The 22,048-nt window shown below is 61.3% G+C and carries 19 protein-coding genes; 11 read left to right on the top strand and 8 right to left on the bottom strand.

All coding sequences use genetic code 11. The features are described 5' to 3' along the window. Nucleotides 1-8 precede the first annotated feature (8 nt). The 5 genes from ACX3M4_RS29125 to ACX3M4_RS29105 form a co-directional block, all read right to left on the bottom strand. On the bottom strand, nt 9-4,211 hold the full coding sequence (locus ACX3M4_RS29125) for a tetratricopeptide repeat protein (RefSeq protein WP_459356423.1): 4,203 nt from the start codon (nt 4,209-4,211) through the stop codon (nt 9-11). Nucleotides 4,212-4,427: 216 nt separating this feature from the next. Then, on the bottom strand, nt 4,428-5,159 hold the full coding sequence (locus ACX3M4_RS29120) for a MotE family protein (RefSeq protein ID WP_459356422.1): 732 nt from the start codon (nt 5,157-5,159) through the stop codon (nt 4,428-4,430). Continuing rightward, nucleotides 5,156-5,707, bottom strand: a complete 552-nt coding sequence (locus ACX3M4_RS29115) for a DUF6468 domain-containing protein (RefSeq protein WP_459356421.1) — start codon at nt 5,705-5,707, stop codon at nt 5,156-5,158. Before ACX3M4_RS29115 ends, ACX3M4_RS29120 begins: the two co-directional genes overlap by 4 nt. After that, entirely contained in the window at nt 5,704-6,900 is a 1,197-nt protein-coding gene (gene fliM / locus ACX3M4_RS29110; protein WP_459359517.1) for a flagellar motor switch protein FliM, read from the bottom strand. Before fliM ends, ACX3M4_RS29115 begins: the two co-directional genes overlap by 4 nt. Before the next feature lie 50 nt (nt 6,901-6,950). After that, nucleotides 6,951-7,463 carry a flagellar basal body-associated FliL family protein gene (locus ACX3M4_RS29105; RefSeq protein WP_459356420.1) on the bottom strand — a complete coding sequence of 171 codons (513 nt, stop codon included), beginning with the start codon at nt 7,461-7,463 and terminating at the stop codon, nt 6,951-6,953. A 281-nt stretch (nt 7,464-7,744) separates the two neighbouring features. On the opposite strand from ACX3M4_RS29105, the gene flgF reads away from it, so the two are divergent. The 6 genes from flgF to ACX3M4_RS29075 all read left to right on the top strand — a co-directional run bounded on the left by flgF (nt 7,745) and on the right by ACX3M4_RS29075 (nt 14,384). Further along, nucleotides 7,745-8,485, top strand: coding sequence for a flagellar basal-body rod protein FlgF (flgF, locus tag ACX3M4_RS29100; protein ID WP_459356419.1), 741 nt, complete (start codon nt 7,745-7,747; stop codon nt 8,483-8,485). 21 nt (nt 8,486-8,506) lie between these two features. Continuing rightward, nucleotides 8,507-9,289, top strand: coding sequence for a flagellar basal-body rod protein FlgG (flgG, locus tag ACX3M4_RS29095; RefSeq protein ID WP_459356418.1), 783 nt, complete (start codon nt 8,507-8,509; stop codon nt 9,287-9,289). A 16-nt stretch (nt 9,290-9,305) separates the two neighbouring features. Continuing rightward, nucleotides 9,306-10,289, top strand: coding sequence for a flagellar basal body P-ring formation chaperone FlgA (gene flgA / locus ACX3M4_RS29090; protein ID WP_459356417.1), 984 nt, complete (start codon nt 9,306-9,308; stop codon nt 10,287-10,289). Next, on the top strand, nt 10,289-11,038 hold the full coding sequence (gene flgH, locus ACX3M4_RS29085) for a flagellar basal body L-ring protein FlgH (protein WP_459356416.1): 750 nt from the start codon (nt 10,289-10,291) through the stop codon (nt 11,036-11,038). The genes flgA and flgH overlap by 1 nt, the downstream gene beginning before the upstream one ends. Before the next feature lie 282 nt (nt 11,039-11,320). Then, a complete protein-coding gene (locus ACX3M4_RS29080) occupies nt 11,321-12,127 on the top strand; it encodes a lytic murein transglycosylase (RefSeq protein ID WP_459356415.1) in 807 nt (268 codons plus the stop codon). Between the two features lie 274 nt (nt 12,128-12,401). After that, nucleotides 12,402-14,384: a bifunctional 2',3'-cyclic-nucleotide 2'-phosphodiesterase/3'-nucleotidase gene (locus ACX3M4_RS29075; protein WP_459356414.1), complete on the top strand. Its 1,983-nt coding sequence runs from the start codon at nt 12,402-12,404 to the stop codon at nt 14,382-14,384. 98 nt (nt 14,385-14,482) lie between these two features. Here the strand turns inward: ACX3M4_RS29075 and ACX3M4_RS29070 are convergent, their stop codons facing one another. The 3 genes from ACX3M4_RS29070 to ACX3M4_RS29060 all read right to left on the bottom strand — a co-directional run bounded on the left by ACX3M4_RS29070 (nt 14,483) and on the right by ACX3M4_RS29060 (nt 16,812). After that, nucleotides 14,483-15,430: an IS110 family RNA-guided transposase gene (locus tag ACX3M4_RS29070; RefSeq protein WP_459356413.1), complete on the bottom strand. Its 948-nt coding sequence runs from the start codon at nt 15,428-15,430 to the stop codon at nt 14,483-14,485. Nucleotides 15,431-15,810: 380 nt separating this feature from the next. Beyond that, the gene (gene dksA, locus ACX3M4_RS29065; RefSeq protein ID WP_459356412.1) at nt 15,811-16,227 is read right to left on the bottom strand and encodes an RNA polymerase-binding protein DksA; all 417 of its coding nucleotides are present in this window, start codon (nt 16,225-16,227) and stop codon (nt 15,811-15,813) included. Nucleotides 16,228-16,392: 165 nt separating this feature from the next. Beyond that, nucleotides 16,393-16,812 carry a flagellar assembly protein FliX gene (locus ACX3M4_RS29060; RefSeq protein ID WP_459356411.1) on the bottom strand — a complete coding sequence of 140 codons (420 nt, stop codon included), beginning with the start codon at nt 16,810-16,812 and terminating at the stop codon, nt 16,393-16,395. Between the two features lie 315 nt (nt 16,813-17,127). Here ACX3M4_RS29060 and ACX3M4_RS29055 point away from each other — a divergent pair, with 315 nt between their 5' ends. From ACX3M4_RS29055 to ACX3M4_RS29035, 5 genes are all read left to right on the top strand, one after another. Further along, on the top strand, nt 17,128-18,270 hold the full coding sequence (locus ACX3M4_RS29055; RefSeq protein ID WP_459356410.1) for a flagellar basal body P-ring protein FlgI: 1,143 nt from the start codon (nt 17,128-17,130) through the stop codon (nt 18,268-18,270). Continuing rightward, the gene (locus ACX3M4_RS29050) at nt 18,270-18,581 is read left to right on the top strand and encodes a rod-binding protein (RefSeq protein ID WP_459356409.1); all 312 of its coding nucleotides are present in this window, start codon (nt 18,270-18,272) and stop codon (nt 18,579-18,581) included. The genes ACX3M4_RS29055 and ACX3M4_RS29050 overlap by 1 nt, the downstream gene beginning before the upstream one ends. Next, the gene (locus tag ACX3M4_RS29045; RefSeq protein WP_459356408.1) at nt 18,578-19,072 is read left to right on the top strand and encodes a flagellar protein FlgN; all 495 of its coding nucleotides are present in this window, start codon (nt 18,578-18,580) and stop codon (nt 19,070-19,072) included. Before ACX3M4_RS29050 ends, ACX3M4_RS29045 begins: the two co-directional genes overlap by 4 nt. 443 nt (nt 19,073-19,515) lie before the next feature. Next, on the top strand, nt 19,516-19,911 hold the full coding sequence (locus tag ACX3M4_RS29040) for a hypothetical protein (RefSeq protein ID WP_459356407.1): 396 nt from the start codon (nt 19,516-19,518) through the stop codon (nt 19,909-19,911). Nucleotides 19,912-20,479: 568 nt separating this feature from the next. Further along, nucleotides 20,480-21,982, top strand: a complete 1,503-nt coding sequence (locus ACX3M4_RS29035) for a flagellin N-terminal helical domain-containing protein (RefSeq protein ID WP_459356406.1) — start codon at nt 20,480-20,482, stop codon at nt 21,980-21,982. Nucleotides 21,983-22,048 lie beyond the last annotated feature (66 nt).

The raw sequence follows: 22,048 nt of genomic DNA, 5'->3' as shown, positions 1-22,048 counted from the left end.
AATCAGCCTCAGCTCGCGGCCGCATCACCTGCCGGCGCCGTCGCCGACTGGTCCGGGCTGCGGTCCGGAGACATGTACTGCCGCCGGTATTCCTTGAGGAAGGTTTCGAGCGAGTCGATATCCGCCAGGCCGTTGGCGACCTCCAGGAATTCCACACCCTGCGTTTCAATCGGCCGGGTGACGACCTCGAAGGCAAGGGCCTCCGGACTGTCGGCCATCTTGGTCATGTACTTCGTCTGCAGCCGCTCCAGGCTGAGCTGGTCGCCGGCAAGCGAATAGGCGATACCCGCACGCAAGATGTCCCGGCGCTCCAGATCATCCAGCGGAATGTTGTCCGACCAGCGTGAGCCATGCATGGCTTCAAGCTGCTCGCCCGCGTCCCGCCAGCTCTCGGCTGCCCAGAAGGTATCCGCTCTCAGCCGGTCCACATCCGAACCGCGCATGTTGCGCACCAGCTCCAGCGCCAGGTCCGGCCGGCCGCTTTCGGTCAACGCCCGCGCCTCGACGATGTTGCGCTGGCGCTCCAGCGTCGACGGCAGGCTAGCCTGCCGCGTCCGGTTCAGGACGCGCAGTGCTTCTTCCGGCTTGCGGTCCATCAGATAGATCGCGGCAAGATCGGCGGCGATCTGCGCGCGCGCCGCGCCCTTGAGCCGGTTGTCGACCTGATGGCGCAACAGTTCGGTCGCCTGGTCGAGCAGATCGACCTCCACCAGCCGCTTGGCCAGAAGGCGCACCATCTCGTCGCCCTGGCGGCCGATCGGCACCAGTTCGCGGAAATCGTAGAACAGGGCAAGCGACTTCACCGCCGGCATCTCATCGGCCTTGCCGTCCAGGAACAGGGAACTGAAAAGGCCGTTCATTTCTTCCTGGAGGAGACGTGTCGTGTCCGCGTCCGGCTCGGCCTGAACAGCGGATTTCATCGCTTCGAAGGCTTCCCGGTACTGGCCCCGCTCTGCATAGAGTTGCGCCAGGAACCGCAGGGTCTTTAACTCGATCTCGTCGCCGCGCCAGGAGGTCGCCAGACCCGCCAGGCGGTCGATTGTATCGTCGACGCCGGTTTCGCCGTCGCGGAAGCGAATCCGCAATGCCCGGTATTCAGCTTCCGCAGCCCGCGGCCTGTCGTCCGAACGGGTCACGAGATCGAAGACGGTCAGCGCTTCCTGCGACCGGCCCGAAGCATCGGCGACCCGTCCGCGCAGGATGTCGTAGCGCGCTGCCTGGGTGCGGTTGACCTCGGACGGTTCAATTTCGGCGAGGATGGAGTTGGCGATGCCGAAATCGTTGACCTCGACCATGGCCTGGGCGGCGGCAAGCTTGAATTCGGTCTGGATGGCCGCCGGGTAGTTGCCGACCACGGCCCGTCCGCGCGGCATGGCGATGCGTGCGGTCGTCCAGTTGCCCAGCTTGACGTCGACAAGCGTTTGCCAGACGGCGGCATCCGGGCTGTTTTTCAGTTCGGGGCGGTTCAGATGAGCAAAGGCTTCATCGGGCCGGTCGGCCAGGGTCTGGGCGGCGCCCATCATCAGGTTGAAGGAACTGTCCTCGGCGAGAGCGGGTTCCTCTTCCAGCGCCAGTTTCATCAAGCCGAGCGCTTCTTGGGCGAACTGGTGCGCCAGATAGAACCGTGCCAGAGCCAGCAGAGGCTTGCGGCGCTTGCTTTCATGGGCCTTCGCCAGCTTGTCCTGCAACTCGTGGAGCCGCTTCCTGTAGGCTCCCGGTCCCTCCGTGCTCAGCGACACGAACTCGATGAAATTGCTTTCGTCCGGTTCGACAATCATGCGCAATGCACCTGTGCCGCCGCGCAGATGCTGGCTTGAAAGCGACAGGCCGCCTTCCTTCTCGATGATGACGTCGTCGCCAAGGATCTTCATCTTCACGCCGTCGGACTTGGGTACGACGGCAATACCCTGCGCGGAACTCAAAGCGTCCAGATCGACGAAGGTCTGCGGCTTCAGGAGGCCGCGCGGCGGGCCGAACCCGGTTACGAGAGCGATGGTATCGCCGACAAACGGGTCGGTGATCTGACGGATATTCTGCGGATCCTGATAAAGCACGCGCAGGACGGAACCGCCGTCCCCGCGGACATTACGTTCAAGCTGCAGCGGAATGGACGGCTCCAGGATCAGGTCGCCAATCACCAGCGACCAGGCATTCCCGTCGACGCCGACCGTCGCCAGCACCGGATCGTTCATGTCCATGCGCAGGATCTGATAGTCCTCGAACTGCTGCACCTCGATTGTCTCGGCCGTTTCGGCAAGCGCGGAAACCATGCCGCGCGTGTCGATCGTGGCATCCGTATCGAAGATCAGCCAGATGCTGTCGTTACGCCGGAAGACAGCACTGGAGACCGGCTCGGAAAACGGGAAAACCACACGGACGGTATTGCCGATCCGTCTTGCCTCCGCCGAGACGAAATTGCGCACTTCCTGGGCGAAATTCTCCGGCGGCTGTTCCGGTGACGGCGGAGTGCCGGCATCGTTGCCACCCTGGGCCCGCCAGACCTCCGGCTGCGCCGGAGCCTGCTCGGGCAGCTGGATCCCGGCCGGGACATCGCTGCCGCCAAGTGTCGGCGTGGTTTCCACCTGGACCGGGGCGGCCGTATACGGGGCATTCGGCTGCAGGCCCTGGTTTTTGGTCTCGACCGGCTGCAGGGTCGGGATGCCGTTGTTCTCCGGCGCTGCGGTTTCCTGCTGCTCTTCGATCTGCTGGGTGGAAAGGTCCAGCATCGGTGCCTGCCGGATGATTTCCTCTTCCGCCGGTGCTACCTCCGACAAGGGCAAGGCACCAGGATCGGCTTGCGCCACCTGGAAGGAAGCCGGCGTGGCGACCGGCCCATCTGAAACAACACCCGGAACCGGGATCGCTGCGGTGGTCAGTCCGTCATGGGCTGCCGTGGCGGAGCTCTCGCCATCCACCGACAGGGCGGCTATGACCTCGGGTGCAGGAAGCGTTTCGACCGCCGGAGCGGTCGTGGTCTCGTTGACGGCGAGGATTTCCGGACTGGCCTCCTCGAGACCCGTCTCCGCTTCGGCCAGCATGCCCGGCGGCTCCAGGCCGCGGGGATCGGGTTTCGCCCGCGGCACCATGGCCAACCGCGGCTCCACCGGGCCGCCGGCGCGTCCGGCCTCCGGCTGCGGGTCTGCGGATAGCGATGCGGACGTGTCTTTCGGCGGTTCCGGGGACGTCTGCGCAGGCGGCGGGGCTTGCGGTGCCTCGGCACCGTTCCCGGTCTCGCCGCCCCCGAGCGGAACAACGGTATAGGCGGCCGACTCGTCCGCCCTGGATTCCTTCAGGACACCACCACTCGCGGTCGTTGTCGCCCCCTTCGGCGGCAAGCCGCGCGGGTCCTTCACCTCCCTGGTGTCCCGCAGGCCCGGGGTCGTGATCATGTCCTTGCGGTTCTCATTGTCCTCGACCGACAGTTCCCTGTTGATCATGGCATTCGCCGGATCGTTGACTTCCATGTTTTCCGGCGTCACGTCGATGACATAGGTCTGTTCTTCGCGGAAGGCACGAATATCGACGGACGGTTCGACGCGCATCAGGAATTTCAGCTTGCCCTGATCCAGGAACGAGGTCGCATCGATCACACCCTGCGGCAGATGTGCCCGAAGATGGGCAATGTCCAACTGGGCCGGATGGTTGAAGGTCACCTTGATGATGTCGTTCTCGCGCACGAAAGCGGTATCGAACTTGATCGACCAGTCGAACACGAGCCGGGTGAAGGTCGGATGCTCACCGACATGCAGGGTCACTTCCGGACCTTCCTGGGCCTTCAGCCGTGCCTGTTCCAGCGCCCGCACCTTGCGCATGGCCTCCTCGGCACGCTTGGCGAGGTCGCGCACGACATCATCGGGGAGACCTGGCGGCAGCCCCTGCCAGTCCATCGGCAGGATGTCCACAAAGAGCTTCTCGCCGGCTTCCAGCGTATTGATCTGAAACTGGTTCTTCAAAGCAAAGCGGATCGCGCTGCCGTCCGGGTCGCGGCGGGCGATGGTGACGTATTTGCCGAGATCGAGCGGAACGTCGTCGACATTGATGTCGATCGGTTCCTCGAAGGAAATCCTGAGCACGCCGCCGGTGATGACCGCGTCATAGATCGGCAGCAAGGTACGATCCTTGAAGGTCAGCACGATGCGGCCGTAGCCTTCTTCCTGGGCAACGTTGAGATCGACCGGTTCGAGTGTCTGGGTCTGCGCGGCAGCTGGCATAACGGCGGCCGAGGCAAGGCTAAGCGCACAAAGCCACACCGCGGCCAGCAGGCGCAGAAGATGCGCACTGCCTGCCCACGCGGGTCTGCAGCTCTTGTTCGATGTCAGGAACGGTCCTGGCACAGTGCTTAGTCCTCGGATGACGCCAACACACTATTGTTAGTCAGGTCTTGTTAACGTGCCCTTACGCGAGACCGCGGAATCCGCATTGTTCGGTCAGTTCGATGGAATTTTCGGCAATGCGTCGGGCGCAGGTGCCTGGGCCTCGACAGGTTTTGCCATGGCGGTGGGTTCCGAGGCGTTGCTGGCAATGGCAACCGTCAGCCGTTCCGCTGCTTCCGGATCCATCTTGGCAAGCACATCTGCCATCTTGCGCGGCTTCATCTGCCGGACGACCTTCAAGAGGATCGGCAGGCTGAGGCGGTCGAAAATCCGGGCAGCATCCTTCGGCTTCATGTTTTCATACATCGTCACCAGACCGGCAATCTCGTTTTCTTCCTGCTTCTTCTTCTGGTCGACAGCCTGCTCAATCCGCTCTTCGAGCTTTTTCAGCTCTTCGACGCGCTTTTCGATGCGCTCTTCCGTTGCCTTCAGGAGCTTTTCGCGCAAGTCCAGCTGCCCTTCCTGCTCCTGCAGGTTTTCGCGCCGCTTGCCGAGGCTCTCCAGAACCGCGCGCTCGGCCGCGGATCCACCGATTTCCAGGCTGTCCGGCAAAACCGGCTGGTCGGGCAGCGCCGCAGGTGGCGGCGGCGGGGGCGGACCGCCCGCTGCCGTTTCCGCGTCCGGCGCCTTCATCGCACCGCCGGTTCCACCCGCCGGCGTCTCCTGAGCGGCTGCACCATTAATGGGAAGTTCGGCGCCGTCAGGCCCCAGCGCGAAGCCAAGCAGCTTCAGGGCCAGCAGGGCGCTTGCCGAAAATCCCAGTAATGGCAGCAGCCTGACATTCATGCAGCCGCACCGTTGCGCTTGCGGAACTGTTCAAGGCGGGCAGTTGCCTCGGCGGCGGCGCTGCGAATATCGGAGGCCCGGCTGTTCCGCCGGCGCTCCGGTTCCGGCGCCTGCACCGGCTGATAGCCCTGGGCGGGATAGGCGTAGGGATCGGACTCCGCAGGAGGTTGCACCGCATAGAAGTCTTCCTGCTGCGCCTCCTGCTGCGGGCCCGCCATGCGTGCAGCCTCGGCAATCTGCGTTATTCGGCTGAAGACCTTCTCGCCTTCGCCGAGCTGCTTTGCCAGAGTATGCGACATGGTTTCAGCCTGCTTGAGACGGCTTCCGAGGGTCTTGTCCGCTTCGCCCGCAGTGGTTTTGAGCCCGAGAATGGCTCGTTCGGCGATTTCCGTTGCCGTCATCAGCTCGGAAATGGTTGCCCGCAGCACCTCTTCGTCCGCACGCAGTCTCTGCAGGCGTTTGTTGAGCGTATAGCAGTATGCGATGGTGATCAGCAGAAGGACCGCGACAAGCCCCTCAATGATCATTCCGAGTGGCAAAGAGCTCATTGTTCCCCCATTTCGCTCTGCATGGCACGCTCGAACGCGGCCAGTGTCATCTTCGGCTTGCGCAAGTTCTTTGCGACTCGGATGGCAATTGAATCCTCAACCTTCCCGAGGGTGCCCTCGGTCAGCGGAATATTGCCGCATTTGATCGTCACCGGATCCGTCGGCTCCTTGTCGAAGACCAGCGTCTGGCCGATATCGAGACTGAGAATGCGCCCAAGCGGCAGATAGGTCTCGTAAAGGACGGCATCGACCTCGACCTCTGCGGCGGAGATCTCGGTGGCAAGGTGTCCTTCCCAGATCGGATCGCGGCCGAACTTTTCCCCCATGAACATCTGCAGCAGCAGATCGCGGATCGGCTCCAGCGTCGCATAGGGCATCATGATCTCGACCGAGCCGCCGCGGTCTTCCATGTCAATGCGCAACTCGACGAGGATGGCAGCGTTGGCCGGCCGGGAAATCGCGGCAAAGCGCGGGTTGGTTTCCAGACGTTCCAGGTTGAAATGCACCGGCGACAACGGCGCGAAGGCGTGCTCGGCGTCCTGCAGGATCAGGGCGACCATCTGCTGAACCAGACCGGTTTCGATGGTCGTATAGGGACGGCCCTCGACGCGCACTGCCGATGTACCGCGGCCACCGCCCAGAAGCACGTCGATGATGGAATAGATCAGGCTGGACTCAACCGTGATCAAGCCGAAACCATCCCATTCCTCGGCCTTGAAAACACCGAGGATGGCGGGTAGCGGGATCGAGTTCAGATAATCGCCGAAGCGGACGGAGCTGATGGAATCCAGTGACACTTCCACGTTGTCCGACGTGAAGTTGCGCAGCGAGGTCGTCGTCAGGCGCACCAGCCGGTCGAACACGATTTCGAGCATCGGCAGACGCTCATAGGAAACCATCGCCGAGTTTATCAGCGCACGGATACCGCTCTGGTCACCAGCGATCGTATCCTCGATGTTGAAGCCGAGGAGGTTGTCGATTTCTTCCTGATTAAGGACACGATCCGCGCCGCGGGTGGCGTTTTCCAGGTCCGGCTCGCTGTCGTCGATCATGGCCGCCCACTGGGCTGCCATGTCGTCGGAGCTTCCGGCGCCCTGCTCCTCTAGGGCAGCACCCCAGGCGGCGGCGAGATCCTCGTCGTCGTCGCTGCCCGCGCCCTGCTCGGCAAGAGCGGCACCCCAGGCATCGGCCATATCCTCTTCGGACAGGTCGTCATCGTCGTCGATATCAGCCATTCATTGCGTCACTGAACAAGGATTTCCTTGAACAGCACCCCTTCAACCTTTGCCGGATAGACCGACACATTGATCCGTCTGAGCAATTCTTCCTTCAGGCGGAACAGACCGGCAGACCCTTCCAGGTCCGCAGGGCGCAACTCACGCAGATAGATCTGAAACGCATCGAGGATGCGTGGCAGATAGGGCTCGATCTGTGCGATCATCGCGCGGTTTTCGACTTCGAGCGCAATGCGGACCTTCAGATAGGTCGTGCGCCCCTCGGTCGCCAAATTCACCGTCATTTCCGGCAGGTCGAAAAACACCACCGGCTTTTGCACTTCCATCGGAGGCTCGCCTTCGGCAGGCGCCGGCATCGTGACGCCCGGCTCCATCAGGAAATAATAGGCCGCTCCTCCGGCCGCGAGCAGAACTACCAGACCAAGACCGCCAAAGAGGATCAGCTTCTTCTTTTTGCCGCCACCAGCGCCGCCGGCTCCGTCTTCGCCGTCATCACCGGCTGCGGCGTTTTCGTCCGTCATTCCGCACTCCGTCCAGCAGGCGCTCGCGCGCGCTTAATTATTACTAAAGCGTTAAAGGTTAACGAATGGTTACCGGACCGTTAACGCGAGTCACTGGGCAAAAATTGCCAAGTGGTTAACTTCTGCCGGAATCTCTTGCCGCACGCACCCGTCGCCTTTGGTTTTTACCCAGATTTCCCAAGGATTTAAAAATTGGCACGCCACATGCATTAACCTTAACGAGCCCGCCGGTCTGGGGAGACAGGCAGGCTCTTCGGGGAGCATGAAGGGAACCGTTCGCCATGGAGAACGCTCAACTCGTTGCCTTGTCTAGGCAATCTATCCTGCGCAACCATCTGGATGTGATCGCCAACAACATGGCGAACATCAACACGACCGGATACAAGTCGCAGAACCTGCATTTTGCGGAATATGTCATGCCCGTCGCCGACGGCACCGCATTCGAGCAGCAGGACCGTGCCATTTCCTATGTGGACATGTTCACCACGAGGACCGACTTCACGCACGGCTCACTCAAGATGACCGGCAACGATTTCGATCTGGCGCTCAACAGCGACGGTTTCTTCGCGGTTCAGCTGCCGGACGGCACGGAAGCCTATACGCGCGCCGGGTCCTTTCAGCTGGACAACAACGGTCAGCTCGTCACGGCCGAGGGTCTTCCTGTCCTCACCGACACCGGACCCATCACCTTTGCGGCCACCGACGGCAACGTGCAGATCGCCGGAGACGGCACCGTCGCGACGGAGCTCGGCATCCGCGGCCGGATCAAGGTTGTCGACTTCGAGGACGTCCGGACCCTGGAAAAGATCGGCGACACCATGTTCAAGGGCGACAATCCCGCCCCCGCCGCCCAGGTGCGCCTGGTCCAGGGAGGCCTGGAAGGCTCGAATGTCTACGGCATCACCGAAGTCACGCATCTGATCCAGGTCACACGCGCCTATGACGCGACGTCGAAAATGGTCAAGGACCTGGACGAACTGCGTCAGCAGGCAATCTCGACCCTCGGCAGGCTGCAGGCCTAATCGGCTTTAAGGAAGAACACGATGAAAGCGCTCCATATCGCCGCAACCGGCATGAAGGCCCAGGAACTGAACGTCGAAGTGATCTCGAACAACGTCGCCAACATGCGTACGACGGGGTTCAAGAAACAGCGCGCCGACTTCCAGGATCTGCTCTACCAGAACCTGCGCCGCATGGGCACGGAGACCTCCGACAGCGGCACGATCGTCCCGACTGGTATTCAGATCGGCTCCGGCGTCAAGATCGCCTCCACCGCCCGCATCATGTCGCAGGGCTCGCTTGAGCAGACCGGCAAGGAACTCGATCTCGCCATCCGCGGCGAAGGTTTCTTCCAGATCGAGCTTCCGGACGGCACAACGGGCTATACCCGCGACGGCTCCTTCGAGCGCGACGCCAATGGCCAGCTGGTGACCATTGACGGCTACACCGTCAACCCGGGCATCACCATTCCCTCCTCGACCAAGGACGTCACCATTTCCAACACCGGTGTCGTTCAGGGCGTCAACCAGAACGGCACCGTTGTCCAGCTGGGCCAGGTGCAGCTGGCACGGTTCGTCAACAAGGCGGGTCTTGAAGCCATCGGTGACAACCTGTTCCTGGAAACCGACGCCAGTGGTGCCCCGGAAACCAGCAACCCGGGTGACGAGGGCTACGGTACGATCCAGCAGTATTTCCTGGAAATGGCAAATGTGGACGCGGTGACCGAAATCGCCGACCTGATCTCGGCTCAGCGTGCCTATGAGATGAACTCCCAGATCATCCAGGCCGCCGACGAGATGTACTCCACCACCACCAACCTGCGCTAGGACTGAAGGTTTCCGGATGATGAGACATCTTCTGAAAATGGCAGCCGCCCTGCTCCTGGCAGGCATTGCCGCCCTGCCCGCTCTGGCGGACGAAACGCCGGTGCTGCGTTCGCAGGTCATGACCCTGTCGGAAATCGTCACCATCGGCGACTTCTACTCCAATGCCGGTCTGCTGGCCTCAAAGCCGCTGTTCCGCTCACCCGACATGGGCACCTCGGGCAATGTTCCAGCCGCGCAGGTTGCCGAGCGGGCGCGCGCCGCCGGCCTTGATGGCGCCGGCACCGACGGGCTCAGAACCGTCGTCGTCTATCGGGGCGCCACCACTCTCAACCGCGACCAGCTGGCCGGTTTCGTGCGCAAGGCGCTGGCCGACCGCAATGCCGGTGTCGACGCTGAAAGCCTCGAGATCCGGCTGCTGCAATCTCCCGACAAGGTCGTCGCCGATCCGAAGGTCCAGGATCCGATCCACGTCGACCGGGTCGAATGGAACGAGGCTTCTGGCCGCTTCACGCTGTATGCCTCGGTCGCCATCGAGTTCGGGACCGAACCCCTGCTGCTTGCAGGCATCGCAACGGAGATGGTCGAGGTCGTGGCGCTGGCCCAGCCTCTGCGCCGCGGCGACATTCTGAAAGAGAACGATATCGACGTGATCCGCATGCCGCGTACCAAGGTGCCGTCCGGCGCCATCGCCGATGCCAGCGAAATCGTCGGCATGGAAGCCAGGACGAGCCTGCGCGCCGCCTCCCCGCTGTCGCGCCGCGACTTCCAGCAGCCGGTTCTGATCCGCAAGGGCGAAAAGATCACGGTCACCTTCGAAATGCCCGGCATGAAGCTGAGCTCCCGGGCCCAGGCCATGGACGACGGCGCCCAGGGCGATGTCATCGATGTCATGAACCTTACGTCCCGGCGCATGGTGCCGGCGACCGTCACCTCCCGCGGCCATGTACGCGTTCACGCCGCCAATCCCGTCGTTGCAAGCTTGAACAGCGAGACACAATAATGCTGAGCACATTCCCCAAACACCTGCTGGCGAGCATCGCGCTCTCGGCGCTTGCCGCGGGTTGCGGCACTGCGGACAAACTGGCCAATGTCGGCCAGCAGCCTGCCCTCAACGCCATCCAGGACCCGACCACCACCCCGGGCTACCGGCCGGTGCAGATGCCGATGCCCGAACCCCAGCAGGTCCATTACAATCCCAATTCGCTGTGGCAGTCCGGCAGCCGCGCCTTCTTCAAGGATCAGCGCGCCAGCCAGGTCGGTGACATCCTCACCGTCGTCGTCACGATCGATGACCAGGCCGAAATCGAAAACACGACCGAGCGCAGCCGGACCGAAAGCAGCGGCGCCGGTGTCGGCGGTGCACTCGGCACGGCCATCGACACGATATTCATGCCGGCCGGCGTCGCCGCCAGCGACATTGCCAACACCAACAGCAACTCCAGCTTCGAAGGCAACGGCAGTGTCGACCGCGAGGAAACGCTGCAGACAACCGTCGCTGCCGTCGTGACCCAGGTCCTTCCGAACGGCAACATGGTCATCGAGGGCCGCCAGGAAATCCGGGTGAACTTCGAGGTTCGCGAGTTGATCGTCGCCGGTATTGTCCGGCCGGAAGACATCACCTCCGAAAACCGTATCGCCAGCGAGCAGATCGCCGAAGCGCGCATCGGCTATGGCGGCCGTGGCCAGATCACCGACGTCCAGCAGCCGCGTGTCGGCAACCAGGTGCTCGACATCCTGCTGCCGTTCTGATCCTGCCCATAGATTCAGTCCCCCGGCCAAAGCCGGAGACGTGTTCTAGAAACGTTTCCGGTCCTGGCTGATGACGGGCACGGCATCTCGCTCCCTGAGTGCCGTGCCCGTTCTCATTTTCAGGAAGTGCGCCTGAAGGTCTCACGCCCCTCTTGAAGTGGTGTTTGCGGCCGGGCTCTAGACGGGAACGAAAGCGCCCCGGCTTTCGCTCACGCTCAGCATGACGCAACGTTGTTATGAGCTAAAATGGCGCCAAGCTGACCATTTTTCCGCGGTGATTCGATGCGCCTGCTTTTTGCCTTCGTTCTTGGAGTTTCCACCCTCACGGCTGCGCCGGCCTGGAGCGCGAGCTGCGGCAACGGCCCGGGCGGCTTCGACGCCTGGAAACAGTCCTTCATCGCCAATGCTCAAGGGTACGGCCTCAAACCGCGTGCCGTGCAATCCGCGCTCGCCAATGCGAGCTACAGTTCGAAAGTCGTCAAGCTGGATCGCAACCAGCGTTCCTTCAAGCTGAGTTTCGAGCAGTTCTATGCCAAGCGGGTCAACAATGCCATGATCCGCCGTGGCCAGAAGCTCGGACAGACCTATCAAAGGATCTTCAACAGCATTGAGAAGAAGTACGGCGTTCCGGCTCCCGTCATCCTGGCAATCTGGGGACTGGAAACCAACTTCGGCAGTTACTCCGGCAACCTGCCCGTGCTGCAGTCTCTGGCGACACTTGCTTATGACTGCCGCCGCTCCGCCTTCTTCACCAACGAACTGGTCGCCGCCCTGACGATCGTGCAGCGTCGCGACATGCAACCTTCGGAGATGAAGGGGGCCTGGGCTGGTGAAATCGGCCAGACCCAGTTCCTGGCCTCCAGTTATGTCCGCTACGCCGTTGACCATGATCGGGACGGCCGCCGTGACCTGATCCGCTCGATACCGGATGTCCTTGCCTCCACCGCCAACTACCTCGCTCAGAACGGCTGGCGCCGCGGCCAGGGCTGGGGACCGGGCACCGCCAACTACAAGGTCCTGCAGAAGTGGAACAAGGCCAGCGTCTACGTGCAGACGATATCGGTGATGGCGGAGAAGATCGGCAATTAGGCCTTCTGAAATTCATCGCTGCAATGCGCCGGTTCCAGGTCGAGAGGCATTGGCGAACCGGCACAATTCGCTTAGGCTCGCACGCGATTGGTCCGATGCGGCAGGGTTAGACGCAACCTGTGAAATTTGACTATCCGGACAGCTTTTTCCGTCATACGATTGTAATCCATGCGGCGCAGAACCGCGCGAGGCAAGCTTTGCCGCGCGCGACCGGCCTCGTCCCGGTCCCGCCGCACGCAGTCAATGCGGCCCTGCGGCCGCACAGGAGTATTTCATGTCCAAGCTCAAAGACTTTTCCATTTCCCGCCGTACCCTCTTGATGGGCGCCGCCGCAACCGGCTTTACCGCTGCCCTGCATCCTTATTCCGTGCTGGCCAAAGAGGGCACCGCCCATCTGCGGCTGATGGAAACCACCGACCTGCATGTGCATGTCTTCCCCTATGACTATTATGGCGACAAGCCGGTCGATACGGCCGGTCTTGCCCGTACCGCGACCTTGATCCGCCAGATCCGCGACGAAGCGACCAATTCCGTCCTCGTCGACAACGGCGATTTCCTGCAGGGAAATCCCATGGGCGATTACATCGCCTATGAGCGCGGCATGAAAGAGGGCGATCTGCACCCCGTCATCAAGGGCATGAACGTTCTGAATTTCGATGCCGCCACCCTCGGCAACCATGAATTCAACTACGGCCTCGACTTCCTGAACAAGGTACTCGCCGGCGCCAATTTCCCGGTTGTCTGCGCCAACCTCGTCAACGGCACTGCACTGGCTTCCAATCCGCGCGACGATGCCCTTTTCCTGAAGCCCTATGCGATCGTCGAAAAGCAGGTCACCGACGGTGCCGGCAAGTCCTATCCGGTCAAGATCGGCTTCATCGGCTTCGTGCCGCCGCAGATCATGAACTGGGACCGCCGTCACCTGGAAGGCAACGTCAATGCGCGTGACATCGTCGCCGCGGCGAAAGCCTTCGTTCCGGAAATGCGCGAACAGGGCTGCGATCTCGTCATCGCCCTCTCTCACTCCGGCATCGACGCAACCGACTATTCCGAAGGCATGGAAAACGCGTCGCTGCACCTGGCCTCCGTCGAAGGCATTGACGCTGTCTTTACCGGCCACCAGCACCTCGTCTTCCCGGGCTCTCAATATGAGGGCCTGCCCGGCATCGACAGTGAAAAGGGGACGCTGTTCGGCAAACCTGCCGCCATGGGTGGTTTCTGGGGCTCGCATCTCGGCGTCATCGACCTGATGATCGAGCGCGACGGAAATGGCTGGCGGGTCGCGAACTTCATGACCGAGGCCCGGCCGATCTACGAAAAGGATGGCCGCACTGTCACGCCGCTGGTGGAGAGCCAGCAGGACGTCCTCGACGCGGTGATGCAAGACCACGAGGCAACGCTTGCCTATGTCCGCCGCCCGGTCGGCAAGACCTCCGCGCCGCTTCATTCCTATTTCGCGCTCGTTGCCGACGATCCAAGCGTGCAGATCGTCTCAAAGGCGCAGATCTGGTACATCGACCAGATGCTCAAGGGCACGGAATGGGAAAGCCTGCCGATCCTGTCGGCAGCAGCCCCCTTCAAGGCCGGCGGCCGCGGTGGTCCGGACTACTACACCGATGTTCCGGTCGGCGACGTCGCCATCAAGAACGTCTCCGACCTTTACCTCTACCCGAACACGGTACGCGCCGTCGCCGTCAAGGGCAGCACGGTCAAGGAATGGCTGGAACGTTCGGCCGGTATCTTCCTGCAGGTCGAGCCGGGGAAGGCGGATCAGCCGCTGATCAATCCGGAATTCCCGAGCTACAATTTCGACGTCATCGACGGCGTCACCTATGAAATCGACCTGACCCAGCCGTCGAAATACGATTCCAAGGGCGAACTCGTCAATCCGGATGCAAACCGCATCGTGAAGATTGAATTCGACGGTAAGCCGCTCGATTTCGACCAGACCTTCATTGTCGCGACCAACAACTACCGCGCCAGCGGCGGCGGCAACTTCCCGGGGGTGACCGACGACGTCGTTGTGTTCGTCGGCCCGGACACCAACCGGGACGCCCTCGTCCGCTACATCGTCGATCAGGGCACCATCAACCCTTCTGCCGACGCCAACTGGCGCTTCAAGCCGGTTCCGGACACCACGGTCCTCTTCGAAACCGGCCCCGGCGGCACGGACCATGCAGCGTCGGTGGAAGGTGTGCGCATCGAACCGGCCGGCGATGGCGCCGACGGCTTCGCCCGGTACCGGATTACGCTCTGATAGGCTTGAACTGACATTTGGCCGCCGGTTGAGGCGACTGCCCCGACTTACCCCTCATCCTGAGGAAGCGCGCACGCGCTGTCTCGAAGCGACCATGTTTATGAGATTGTTTTTTGCCTCCAGTCCTTACCGTCTCGGACCATAGCGTTGAGGATGGTGATGAGTTTACGGACGCAGGCGATGATTGCCTTTTTCTTGCTGGCGCCACCTTTGGTGAGGCGCTGGTAGAAGGTTTTGATGATCGGGTTGAAGCGGACTGCGGACAGGCTTGCCATGAAGAGAGCCCGCCGCACGCTGGCACGGCCGCCTGCAATCCTGCTTTGACCGCGCATGGTACCGCTTTGCCGGATGAAGGGGGCAACGCCGACGAGGGCGGCAATGGCACGGCGCGAGACCTGGCCCAGTTCGGGCATGAAAGCCAGGAGCGAGACAGCCGCGCCCGGCCCGATGCCGGGAACGCCCTGCAGTTGCTCGTAGCGCCGGAGCAGGTCAGCCTTTTCGCGAATGCAGGCCTGGATCAGGCGGTCCAGATCAGCGATTGCGGCTTTGTTTGCTTCTTGCAGCCTGTGAAGCAACTGCAGCAGAGCGGGATCGTCATTGAGGCCGATCTGATTGGAAAGGCGGGTCCTTTCGGCCACCAGCGTCTCTCTCACGGTGGCGTATTGCGCCAGTTTGGCTTCCGCCTCGTCGGGCTGGGGAGCTGCCGGCGGATCGAACACCTGCGCGAAACGGGCCAGAACGGCCGCGTCCTGCGGATCGGTCTTGGCCAGAATGCCCGCAGCCTTGGCAAAGTCCCGGACACGGCGCGGGTTGACCACGCAAACGTGCAGCCCGCACCTCTGAAGCTCCCGGGCTGCTTTGCGCTCGTAGCCGCCGGTCGCTTCCATCACCACGCGTTCGACGGCAAAGGGCGACAACAACGCGACAAGCTCTGCCCATCCGGCAGGGTCGTTGCCAAAGCGCTCTCGCGTATCTCCCGGGAGCACATGCACATCCAGCGTCGCTTTCGATACATCAATGCCAACAAAGTAAACTGTCGCGTCCATCTGTCCCTGCCTTATCTACGCACTCTTGTGCGAGCAACCATTCGGGATAAGTTGGAAAGCGGACCGGGAGCCTTGCTTCGAACGGACTGCGAGGTGCCGAGGATGGTACGGTCTCCGGCCCGCTTGGGAGAGCACTCAACGGCTCTCCCAAGTCAACTTCTACCAAAGTCCGAACAGATAAGGATGGGCCGCTTGCTCAGGAGCTTGCGGCCCATCCTTCGAGACGGACCTGACGGTCCTCCTCAGGATGAGGTGGCGTTTGATGTCAGGTTGCAGGCATTCATTGGCCAGCCCATAAAAAAACCTTCCCGCTCAGGGGAAGGTTTTGAAAGTCGTTGAGGGCCTGCAGACTACGCCGCAGACCGGCCGTTTTCTGGAAATCAGTCGTCGCGATACACTTTTTCCCGACGCTCATGCGCTTCCTGGGCTTCGATCGACAGGGTTGCGATCGGCCGGGCTTCGAGGCGGCGGAGCGCGATCGGCTCACCGGTTTCCTCGCAGTAGCCGTAGCTGCCGTCCGCGATACGCTCCAGCGCATCGTCGATCTTGGAAATCAGCTTGCGCTGACGATCTCTTGCACGCAATTCAATGGAACGGTCCGTCTCGGAGGACGCACGGTCGGCAAAATCGGGGTGGTTCTGGCTTTCCTCCTGAAGATTGGCGAGGGTTTCCTTGCTTTCCTTCAGGATCTCTTCTTTCCATACAAGCAGCTTGTTCCGAAAGTACTCGCGCTGCCTGTCATTCATGAACGGCTCGTCTTCCGAGGGTCGATATTCAGACTCAATTTCAACCGTCATCGATAGCTCCGGATTACCGTTATGCCGGGCGCAATATATAGCCGCTTCCGCCAGCCCACAACGGTTGATTTGTTAAAAATAAGGTGACAAAAAAGTTAATCCTTTCAATCCGTTGCGTAACTTTTGGACCATTTGGCGGCAAAGCCGCAATCCGTGCAGGCCCGCTCAATCCTGGAATCGGCCAAGCTTGGCGAGCTCGACCTTCACCCGCAATTCTATCTCCCCCAGTACCGAATCGATGCGCTCGTCACCACTCGGAGGACGCTTGGCGACCTGCCGGGCGAGCAGCTCCAGGCGGTCTTCCGACACATGTCCGGCAAGCAGATCCGCCCGCACGGATTCCAGGGTATCAAGCAGGGTATGTCCATGTTTGGCAGCCTTGGAACGGCGTTCTGCGCGGTCGTCGACCTCCTGCAAGGCAAGCAGCGCATCCATCCCCTGGATAGCGGCACCGCCGGCCGTCTGGGAAGAGTGGGACACCTCGCCGCCAAGATCGGGCGCGAACGTATCCGAGCCTGACGATGTCTGCTTCTTCGCACCCCGTCCCTGCACGCCGGTAATGGGTTTGTTGCCTGTGATACGCATGATCGATCTTCCAGTCGGATTGACAGCAATCCTCGCGCGTTTTGCGGTTGGCCCGTCAGAATCTGCCGGGAAGGGTAAATGAGTCCTTGGGGATGAGGCAATATTTGCCGACCAATGACTGCGTTTCATTAACCCAATTCGACAGTTTTGAGTGGATATGCTCACCATCTTATCAGCAAACGGCGCAGAATCCGGTCACTTTTCCGGAAAGATTCCGTGCCTTGGTGAAAATGGCACGGCTCTCGCATTACGCAAATCGAGCAATAATGCCCCGGCATCGCAAGCCGGACGAGAGAACAACGGGCTGAGACGGGTATGCAACAGCTGGCTGACAAGATTTTCGGAGGCTTCAGGAGGGCCGCGCTTTTTGGTGCGGCTGCCGTGCTGGCAGCGGTGGCGCTTCTGGAACCGGCAAGCGCTGCGTCCCGGATCAAGGACATTGCCGACTTCGAAGGCATCCGCGAAAACCAGCTGATCGGCTATGGCCTCGTGGTCGGTCTCAACGGCACCGGTGACAGCCTCAACAACTCGCCCTTCACCCAGCAGAGCCTGCAGGCGATGCTGGAACGGCTTGGTGTCAACACCCGCAACGTCGACCTCAACACCAACACCGTCGCCGCCGTGATGGTCACCGCCAATCTGCCGCCCTTTTCCACCCAGGGCACGCGCATCGATGTGAATGTCAGCTCTCTTGGCGATTCTGAATCACTCCAGGGCGGCACGCTTCTGGTCACGCCGCTGGTCGGTGCAGACGGCGAAGTCTATGCGATCGCACAAGGCTCGGTGGCAATCGGCGGCTTCTCGGCCCAGGCGGATGCCGCTTCCGTCGTCCGGGGCGTCCCGACGGCCGGCCGCATCGCCAATGGCGGTCTTGTGGAACGCGAACTGGACTTCAAGCTGGCGTCGCTGACCACACTTCGCCTGGCGCTGCGCAATCCGGACCTGACCACAGCCCGCCGCATCGCTCTCTCCGTCAACGAACTCATCGGCATGCCGACGGCCGAACCGCTCGACCCGGCGACGGTGCGCATCGACCTGCCGCAGCAATATGACGGCAACATTGTCGATCTTCTGACCGATATCGAGCAGTTGATCGTCGAACCGGACCTTGCCGCGCGCATCGTGATTGACGAAAATTCCGGCATCATCGTCATGGGCCAGGACGTGAGAGTGTCTATGGTCGCCGTCGCCCAGGGCAACCTGACAGTCACGATCGCCGAATCTCCGCAAGTTTCGCAGCCCCTGCCCTTCTCCGGCGGTCAGACGGCAGTTGTGCCGCGCTCCGAAGTCTCCATCGACGAGAGCGACTCCAAGCTGGCCATCGTTCCGGAAACCGTCACGCTGAAGCAGTTGGTCGATGGCCTCAACGCCCTCGGCATCGGCCCGCGCGACATGATCTCGATCCTGCAGGCCATCAAGGCAGCCGGTGCCCTCCAGGCCGACATCGAGGTGCTGTGATGCTGTCCCAGATTTCACCTTCCTCGATCCAGCAGATGCCGCACGACACGCTGCGCGGTGTCGACCCGACCGACAAGACCGCGGTCCGGGCCGCAGCGGAGGATTTCGAGGCGGTTTTCCTGAACACCATGCTCCAGAACATGTTCACCGGCCTTCAGGAGGGCGGGACCTGGGGCAGCGGTCACGGGGCGGATGCCTGGCAGAGCCTCCTGATCGATGAATATGCACGCAACATTGCCGAGAACGGCGGTATCGGCCTGGCCGATAGCGTCGAACGCGAACTGCTCAAATTGCAGGAGGGGGCACAATGACCGCACAACCCAATACAACAGCCTTTCCGTTCTCGCTGGAACGGCCAACCAGTCCGCTGGAAGCCGACCAGTTCTGTTCCGCCCTTTCCGGCACGATGGAAGCCCTGTTGTCGGTGATCGAAATGGAAACCGACCTTGTGCGGGCCGGCAAGTTGCGGGAAGCAGGCGAACTTCAGGCCGACAAGGCGCGGCTGATCCATGAATACACGCGCGGTATGCTGACGGCGAAGGAACACGCTGTCGCCCTCGGCAACCTGGCTCCCGCCGCAACCCAGTCACTCCGGCGTCAGCACGGCGAATTCCAGCCCGTGCTGCGCATCAACCTCGCCGTCCTGTCGACTGCCCGGGACGTCGCCAGCTCCATTGTAGCGACGGTTGCCAAGGCCGCGGGCGCCAAGAACGCGAACGCACCGACGACTTACGGGCGCAACGGCTCGGCACCGACGGGTCCCCAGTCAGCCCGGGGCATAGCAGTCAATCAGTCTCTCTGAAGTCTACCGCCACGGCTGAACTAGTGGTTCGATTCTGACATTTGCATCCTCCTGCTGCTAGCGCTGGAGCAAATGTCAGAATTATAAGAACCACTAGATAGATATATGATTCTAGTGGAGCTTTTGAATTTGACATTTGAGCATCAGCCTCGCCGCGAGCGGGACTCAAATGTCAAATTCGCTCCACTAGCCGGCCGCCCGGTTTGGCTTTACAACCGCAAAGCTCCCGTAACGGGGGCTTTTTGCCGTTTTGAGATATCGGAAAAGCTGACGAGGCCACGAAATACCGGCAATCGATCCGATGCGGCAACGAATCAGGAACGGCCACAAGCGGATAGATTCCGTCCTGTAAATTTCTAATCATTCCGTTAACGGAGGATTCATTCCCTTACGTTATATTGGAGGGTGAACGGGTATATGTATCTTGTCACCCGGAGGGAAAGATGTTGGACACGGGACTAGCCCGGCCGCCATCGCCGACGTATACGGCGATCACGCCGGTTACGAGGGCTCCGGAGCGGAATGCCCCAAGCACGCAGACAGACCTGCCGGTCGAAGAGACAGTGGCACCGTCGGCCGAGACCGAAAACGGCAAGCGTGCAGCGAACAACCAACGCGATCCGCGCCGCCTTCAGGATCCGATCACGCCGACCGTGGAACGCCGCAATGTAGTGGACCCGGAAAGCGAAAGCCTGATCTATGTGGCCACAAATACGGAAACAGGCCAGGTCGTTCGCCAAATCCCGAGCGAAACGCTGTTGCGGCTGCGCGCCTATACCAAGACGGTAGAAAGCCAGCAGACGCAAGACACGCCGGCCCCCTTCCAGCGGGTGATCTGACAGGCCGTTTCTCTCCGGCAGCAACCGCCGCACGCTCATATGTGTTGCCTTCGCTGCACGCCTTCCCTACACGGCGCGTTTACCGAAGCCCCTTGCCGGGGCTGTTTTTGTTTTTCGACCCTTCTTTAATAGGTATCGCGGCAGCCGCCGGAAACCTTCCTCCAATTCGGCACAGAACGCCGGCCGCCTCACGTTTGCCGGGGACGCGTTGCGCGCAAACCGGACAGCGCCACCCTGGGCCGCAGGAGCACCCGGTTAACACTTTCTGCCGACGGGCCTTGCGGCCCCCTTCCCATGCAGACTGCCTGATGGCCGGAGCCTGGCTGTCTCCCAGGCTCTGCTGCTCCGGCAACAGACTTCATCCACGCCCGATCAGGGACGGAAAAGTATTTCGAAACAATATCCTCAATCATTCGTGGCGCACTGCTGCTCAACACCATTTAACATCTTGTTAAGGTTAACAAGCGCTAACCATGTTTGTTTAGAACTTGTTACCGCGGAAGGTTGATAGATGTGAGCCGGGTCCAGGAAGGGCCCCTGTATCTTGTACTCCTAGAAAGGACACATCATGGGCGATATCACCCTGTCCAGCGCAGTTCGCGCGAACCTTAACACCCTCCAGTCCACGGCTCAGTTCATGTCGGACGTCCAGAACAAACTGGCGACCGGTAAAAAAGTGAACTCCGCTCTGGACAATCCGAACAGCTTCTTCACCGCCTCCGGCCTGACTTCCCGTGCGAACGATCTCAGCACTCTGCTGGACGACATGGGCCAGTCCGTTCAGACGCTGAAGGCTGCGGATCAGGGCATCTCCAGCATCACCAAGCTGGTTGAGTCCGCCAAGGCGAAGGCAAACCAGGCCCTGCAGACGCAGAGCCAGTACGAGCGCAAGCAGTTTGCCGCCCAGTACAATGAACTCCTGACTCAGATCGAAGACCTGGCGAAGGACGCAGGCTACAAGGGCAAGAACCTGCTCGCAGGCGACGGCAACGACCTGACCACGATCTTCAACGAAGATTCGACCTCCAAGCTCAGCATCGATGCAGTCGACTACACCGACACCACCCTCTCCACCGGTCTGAACCTGTCGGACCTGGCAGAAGGCCAGGGCGCAACGACCTCGTTCACCCTTCAGGGCGGCAAGACGACGATTACGCTGACCGACGGCACGACGACGCTGAACTCCAGCTCCTCGCTGTCCGATTCCAACGTGATCTCGACCACGACCACCCTGGAATTCGTGAACGCGATTGCATCTCCGAATGCAGTCATCGCCGGCGCCGGTACGGTTACTGCCGGTGCGACCGTGCAGGACCTGGTCGACAGCCTGAACGGCATTGCCGGTGTTCGCGCAGAATTCGACGACACGTCCGGTGAGCTGACCATCTACAGTGACGAAGATTTCCATATCTCCGACACTGTCGACACGCACTCCGCAGCCCTGTCGACCTTCGAAGTGGCTGCAACCGCGCTGGCAAGCACGAGTTCGCTCCTCTCCGATACCGGTTCCTTCGCTGTTGGCGATACGCTGACGCTCACCGACGGCAACGGTTACGAACTGGGTGCACTGGAAATCGAATCGGACACCTCCGTTGAGGATCTGGTCAATTTCATCAACGACTTCCAGGGCGTTTCTGCCTCGTTCAACTCGTCTTCGGGCCGTCTCGACATCACTTCTGAAGTCGATCTGTCCCTGACGAGCGACAATGAGGACTTCGCGAGCAGCGCCTTTGCGGCGAACACGACTGGTGTTTCCCTCTCCGCATTGTCTGACAGCGGTTTTGCAACGGACAGCGACATCAACCGTGTCGTCGACCGTCTGAACACCGCCCTCGGCAGCCTTCGGACCCAGGCGTCCGAATTCGGTACCAACCTTTCGATCGTGGAAAACCGTCAGGACTTCACCAAGAACCTGATCAACACGCTGGAAGAAGGCGCCGGCCTGCTGACCCTGGCCGACACCAACGAAGAAGGTGCAAACCTTCTGGCCCTGCAGACTCGCCAGAGCCTTGCCTCCACCTCGCTGTCCTTCGCAGCGCAGGCAGACCAGAACGTTCTGCGGCTCTTCTAAGCCACAAGAACTTCACACCAACGTTGAAAAGCGGGCCCCGGCCCGCTTTTCTGCTTTTGAAATTTG

Source organism: Roseibium sp. M-1 (assembly GCF_054515675.1).
This window is presented reverse-complemented; position numbering and strand designations above follow the sequence as displayed.

Bases quoted from the DNA above. Each gene is read 5' to 3' on its own strand.
- flgH (WP_459356416.1), top strand. From the start codon at position 10,289: ATGCTGAGCACATTCCCCAAACACCTGCTGGCGAGCATCGCGCTCTCG.
- ACX3M4_RS29050 (WP_459356409.1), top strand. From the start codon at position 18,270: ATGCTGTCCCAGATTTCACCTTCCTCGATCCAGCAGATGCCGCACGAC.
- ACX3M4_RS29040 (WP_459356407.1), top strand. From the start codon at position 19,516: ATGTTGGACACGGGACTAGCCCGGCCGCCATCGCCGACGTATACGGCG.
- ACX3M4_RS29125 (WP_459356423.1), bottom strand. From the start codon at position 4,211: ATGCCAGCTGCCGCGCAGACCCAGACACTCGAACCGGTCGATCTCAAC.
- ACX3M4_RS29080 (WP_459356415.1), top strand. From the start codon at position 11,321: ATGCGCCTGCTTTTTGCCTTCGTTCTTGGAGTTTCCACCCTCACGGCT.
- ACX3M4_RS29070 (WP_459356413.1), bottom strand. From the start codon at position 15,430: ATGGACGCGACAGTTTACTTTGTTGGCATTGATGTATCGAAAGCGACG.
- fliM (WP_459359517.1), bottom strand. From the start codon at position 6,900: ATGGCCGATGCCTGGGGTGCCGCTCTTGCCGAGCAGGGCGCGGGCAGC.
- ACX3M4_RS29045 (WP_459356408.1), top strand. From the start codon at position 18,578: ATGACCGCACAACCCAATACAACAGCCTTTCCGTTCTCGCTGGAACGG.
- flgA (WP_459356417.1), top strand. From the start codon at position 9,306: ATGATGAGACATCTTCTGAAAATGGCAGCCGCCCTGCTCCTGGCAGGC.
- ACX3M4_RS29055 (WP_459356410.1), top strand. From the start codon at position 17,128: ATGCAACAGCTGGCTGACAAGATTTTCGGAGGCTTCAGGAGGGCCGCG.
- flgF (WP_459356419.1), top strand. From the start codon at position 7,745: ATGGAGAACGCTCAACTCGTTGCCTTGTCTAGGCAATCTATCCTGCGC.
- ACX3M4_RS29120 (WP_459356422.1), bottom strand. From the start codon at position 5,159: ATGAATGTCAGGCTGCTGCCATTACTGGGATTTTCGGCAAGCGCCCTG.
- ACX3M4_RS29035 (WP_459356406.1), top strand. From the start codon at position 20,480: ATGGGCGATATCACCCTGTCCAGCGCAGTTCGCGCGAACCTTAACACC.
- flgG (WP_459356418.1), top strand. From the start codon at position 8,507: ATGAAAGCGCTCCATATCGCCGCAACCGGCATGAAGGCCCAGGAACTG.
- ACX3M4_RS29060 (WP_459356411.1), bottom strand. From the start codon at position 16,812: ATGCGTATCACAGGCAACAAACCCATTACCGGCGTGCAGGGACGGGGT.
- ACX3M4_RS29075 (WP_459356414.1), top strand. From the start codon at position 12,402: ATGTCCAAGCTCAAAGACTTTTCCATTTCCCGCCGTACCCTCTTGATG.
- ACX3M4_RS29115 (WP_459356421.1), bottom strand. From the start codon at position 5,707: ATGAGCTCTTTGCCACTCGGAATGATCATTGAGGGGCTTGTCGCGGTC.
- dksA (WP_459356412.1), bottom strand. From the start codon at position 16,227: ATGACGGTTGAAATTGAGTCTGAATATCGACCCTCGGAAGACGAGCCG.
- ACX3M4_RS29105 (WP_459356420.1), bottom strand. From the start codon at position 7,463: ATGACGGACGAAAACGCCGCAGCCGGTGATGACGGCGAAGACGGAGCC.